Source organism: Halovivax sp. (genome assembly GCA_007119345.1).
Lineage (GTDB): Archaea > Halobacteriota > Halobacteria > Halobacteriales > Natrialbaceae > Halovivax.
In genome coordinates this window covers 1-4,355 of record SKPV01000188.1, presented here as the reverse complement: position 1 = coordinate 4,355, position 4,355 = coordinate 1, and the positions used below count along the sequence as shown (strand labels likewise).

The 4,355-nt window shown below is 68.3% G+C and carries 4 protein-coding genes; 3 read left to right on the top strand and 1 reads right to left on the bottom strand.

Going from position 1 to position 4,355, the window contains the following annotated elements:
* Positions 1–344, bottom strand: a 344-nt coding sequence (locus tag QZT59_RS12670) for a PHP domain-containing protein (protein WP_394348655.1), incomplete at its 3' end; no start/stop codon positions are given.
* Between the two features lie 214 nt (positions 345–558).
* On the opposite strand from QZT59_RS12670, the gene QZT59_RS12665 reads away from it, so the two are divergent.
* The 3 genes from QZT59_RS12665 to QZT59_RS12655 all read left to right on the top strand — a co-directional run.
* Entirely contained in the window at positions 559–1,707 is a 1,149-nt protein-coding gene (locus QZT59_RS12665; protein ID WP_290816711.1) for an MFS transporter, read from the top strand.
* A gap of 205 nt (positions 1,708–1,912) precedes the next feature.
* Positions 1,913–3,163, top strand: coding sequence for a PQQ-binding-like beta-propeller repeat protein (locus QZT59_RS12660; protein ID WP_290816699.1), 1,251 nt, complete (start codon positions 1,913–1,915; stop codon positions 3,161–3,163).
* A gap of 157 nt (positions 3,164–3,320) precedes the next feature.
* Positions 3,321–4,355 (top strand): hypothetical protein (locus QZT59_RS12655; RefSeq protein ID WP_290816689.1); only part of this gene is annotated, 1,035 nt, incomplete at its 3' end.

Sequence of the window (4,355 nt, the reverse complement as noted above, 5' to 3'; positions counted from 1 at the left end):
TGGGCGACCACGGCGAACCCGTCGCCCGCGCGGACGGCGTCGACCACCACCTGGCGGTCTTCGTTGGGAGTGACGGCCTCCGTCGCGCCGACGTGGAGGAGATGTGGGCCGTTGGCGCTGACTTCGACGGCCGGGAGGAGGGTTAGCTTCGTCTCGTCCCGATACCTCGACGGGTCGGTAAACGTGTCGTGATCGGAAACGGCCAGAAAGTCGTACCCGCGCGCGGCGTAATCTTCGATCACTCGCTCGGGAGCGCGCACGCCGTCGCTGGCCGTCGAGTGGGCGTGGAGGTTTCCGCGAAGCCAGGTTCCACCTTCGGCGTACGGGTTGTCGAGCTCGGTCATGGTTGCCTGTGCGCAGAAGCGCTATTAAATGGTGCAGCTAGAGGTCTCAGGACCCCACGCCACGATGACGGTTCACTGGTCGCCGGGTTCGAAGGGGCCACTTACCCCGAGAATCTTCACGTGGGTACGGCCAACAGTATAGCGCACGTCGATGAACGAGGACGAACGAGATCGCGACGGAGGGCGTTTTTCGTGGTGGAGCGGACGCCACACGGTGCTTTCTCTCTGTATCGGATCCTACTTCGCGGTTCGATTCGCGCAGGTCGTGATCGGTCCGGTCGTCTCGCTCGTCATCGAGACGTTCACCGTCTCTCGGGGAGCCGTCGGGCTGGCACTCACCGGCATGTGGATCGCGTACGCTCTCTCGCAACTTCCGAGCGGCGTCCTCGCCGATCGGTTCGGCGAGCGGACGGTGGTCGTCGCGGCGCTTTCGATCACCGCCGGAGCGGCGCTCGGGCTGGCGGGGGCGCCGACGTTCACCCTGTTCGCGGTCGGAACGATCCTCCTGGGGGTCGGCGCCGGTCTCTACTACAACGCGGCGACGGCACTCCTCGCGCGGGAGTCCGACGGACTGGGGCGAGCGATCGGTACGCACCGCATCGGTGGCCAGCTCGCCGGCGTGATCGCTCCCATCGTCGCGGCGGCCGTGAGCGTTCGCTACGGCTGGCGATCGACGATCGCGCTCGGAACGGTCCTCGCCGTCGGGATCGGGACACTCTTCGTCCGCCTGAGCACCCGGAACGCACCGGTCCGACCCGACGCCTCGCTCCGCGCGCTGTTCGCTCCGGGACCGCTCTCCGACCTGCTGGCTCGTCCGCACGTCCGCCGGACGACGTTCCTGATGACGCTCGTCGAGTTCGTCGGACTGGCCGCGATGGCGTTTCTGCCGATCTTCCTGATCGAGCACTTCGGGTTCTCGATCGGCGTGGCGAACCTCCTGTTCGCGACCTTCTTCGCCGCGTCCGCGCTCTCTCAACCCCTCGGCGGGTGGCTCTCCGATCGGATCGGCCGGGACGCGACCGCGACGGCGCAGCTGTTCGCCGGAGTGATCGGCTACGGAGCGCTCGCCGCCGGCGGACCGCCCGCTCTCGCGCTTCCTGCAGTGCTCCTCGCCGGGGTGGCCATGAGCGCCACGCCGGTGTTACAATCGCGGATGCTGGACGGGATGGACGCGTCGAATCGAGGAACTGGATTCGGTCTCTTTCGAACGCTCTATCTCTTACTCGGTGCGACGGGAACGACGGTCGTCGGGGCATCCGCAGACGCCGCGGGCTGGCGAATGGCGTTCGGACTCCTGACGGTGATGCTCGCCGTCGGGTTGTTGACGCTGGTCGCGATCCGGATCGTGGGTGATGGTAAGTGACGGGCGCACCGATCGGGACGGTCGCCCGCGAAGTCCACGATCGCACGCGTCGTCCGGGCGTTCAGGCGCGGGGCGTCCGCTCCGCGAATGCGAGTACCCGTGCTGGAGTCGGTGGCTCCTCCTCTCTATGTTGTCCCTTCGCAAGGTAAAACGACGATGTGAGTCACGAGTGGATTTTTACGCGCACCCCGAGAACCTTCGTCCTGTGCGTTTCGAACACGAACCGATCGACGGACGAGCGCCCCTGTCGCGCCGGAGGGTGCTGGCGTCGACGGCCATCGTCGCCGCAGGCGGCGTTCCGGGCTGTCTCGGTCACAGCGTACCGACGCTCACCGCCTGGACGCCCGAGCCGGGCGACTGGCCGCTCGTCCGGTACGGTCCCGCCAACGGTGGGTACAACCCGAACGCGACGCCACCTCACGAGGACGTCGAGCTACGGTGGCGCGCTACCGTAGACGGGAGCCTCAACGGCGTCCTGGCTGCCGATGGGGTCGTCGTCGGCTACGGCGACGACGGGATGTGGGCACGCGAGGCCGCGGACGGTGACGCGCGCTGGAGCGTCGATGGCGAGGCCCGCACCGCGGGAATCTACGACGGCGTCGCGTACGCGTGCGGGCGCGAGATGGACGAGGAGGAGTCTCCGGGCCGGCTTCGCGGGTTCGACCTCGCGACCGGAGAGGAGGTGTTCTCGACCACGATCGGGGGGACGAACCCCTGGCTCGACGCGCTCGTCTTGACCGCGGAGCTCGCGCTCGTCGGCGACCGGCGCGAGGACGTCCTCCGCGCGGTGGACCTGACCGACGGCGAGGTCGTCTGGCAGCCGGAGACGGGCCTGACTGTCGGCCTCGACGACGAGTGGGTGATCGTCGGCGGCCGGAGGTCGCTCTATGCCTACGACACCGCGGTGGACAGCTGGTTCGACGACGAGCCGTCGCGCGTGTGGACGAGCGACGCCGGCACGGACCTGGGGGTGCCGCCGCCGGCCATCGACAGGGGGAGCGTGTTCACGGGCGATCGTTTGATCGGCGGCGAGCAGCGCGCGACGATCCACGGATACCGTCGCCGTGACGGGCACAAGCGCTGGACGGCCGAGCCCGATGGAAAGTGGACGTCGACACCGGCTGTACCCGACGACATCGGCTACGCAGTCCACACCCGGCGCGGGCGCGAGGAGGCGCTCGTCGTCGCGATCGATCTGACCGACGGCGGCCGTGAGTGGGCCGTAGAGGTCGAAGGGTGGTTACACCGCGCGATCGCGACCGAGGACATCGTCATCGCTTACGGCGGGGACGACCGAACCGAGAGCGGCCTGATCCTCGCGGTCGATCCGGATGGAACCGAGCGCTGGCGCTACGAGACCGACGCACCGACGGGCTGGCAGTCGGGAGCCATCGCCGTCGAGGACGTCGTCTACGCGGCGACGGAGGATGGCGAACTCCTGGCGCTCGGTTCGTGAATCTTCCCCGTCGGCCGCTTGGTGACCGTACCTTTCGTCAGCGTTCACAGCCTCGACGAGGCCGGAATCAGCATCGACATCGTTACCCACAACGAGAAGGAGAATTCGCGCTCGCGTTCGCCGGTAGCTTTTTGCCCGGGCCCGCCAGCTACGGCCCATGACGATCTCCGTCGATGCAGAGTCCGACCGCGGTCCGCTCCCGCGCGTCTGGCGCTCCACCGGCTTCACGCCCGCGGCCCTGCTCTCGGATTCGGACATGGAACAGTCGCTGACGTACCTGGGCTCGATCCCCCACGGCGGGATGGAGTTCGTCCGGATCCACTACCTCCTGGATCTCGTGCGCGTGCGGGGCCTGTTGGACGACCCCGAAGTCGACCCCGAGTACGACTTCGCCCGGCTCGACCGGGGCCTCGACGCCCTCGTCGATCGGGGCATCCGCCCCGTCTTCGAACTGATGGGAAACCCCTCGAACCGCTTCTCGGATTTCTCCGACGACGGCGAACTGCGGGCGTGGCGACGCCTGGTACGCGACCTCGCTACCCACCTCGTGGAGCGTTACGGCCGTTCGGAAGTCGAGGCGTGGTACTTCGAGGGGTGGAACGAGCCGGACGTCGGGTTCGGGTGGGAGCAGTTCGCACACGACGTCGACGCCTTCCTCGCTCACTACGACGCCTGCGCCGCGGGCCTCGCCGACGCGGACGGCGAGTTCGCCCTCGGCGGACCCGGAACCGCCCGGACCCGTTCGATCCACTTCGATCGCTTCCTCGAGCACGTCGACTCGGGGACGAACCGACTCACCGGCGAGCCGGTCCGTGCGGACTTCATCTCCGTCCACGAGAAGGGCCGGGGAACGAACGCCGAGGACCTGACGATTGACCTCGGTGGGACACTCGAACGCGAACGGGAGGCGATCGAACACCTGCGCGAGCGCTATCCCTCCCTCGCCGAGCGTCCGTTCTGGAACGAAGAGTGCGATCCTCAGACCGGGTGGGTCGACACCCACACCTGGCGGGCCCGGCCCTACTACGCCGCCGCCGTCGCCCGGCTCGTCGACGACCGGCTCGCCCTGCTCGAGGAAGGCGTCGATTACGGCCTGCTCTCGAGCGACAACGCGTTTCTGGGGACGTGGGGCCAGCGCACCCAGTTCGCCCGCTTCGGCGAGGGCGCGTTCCGAACGGATCCCAATCGCGCC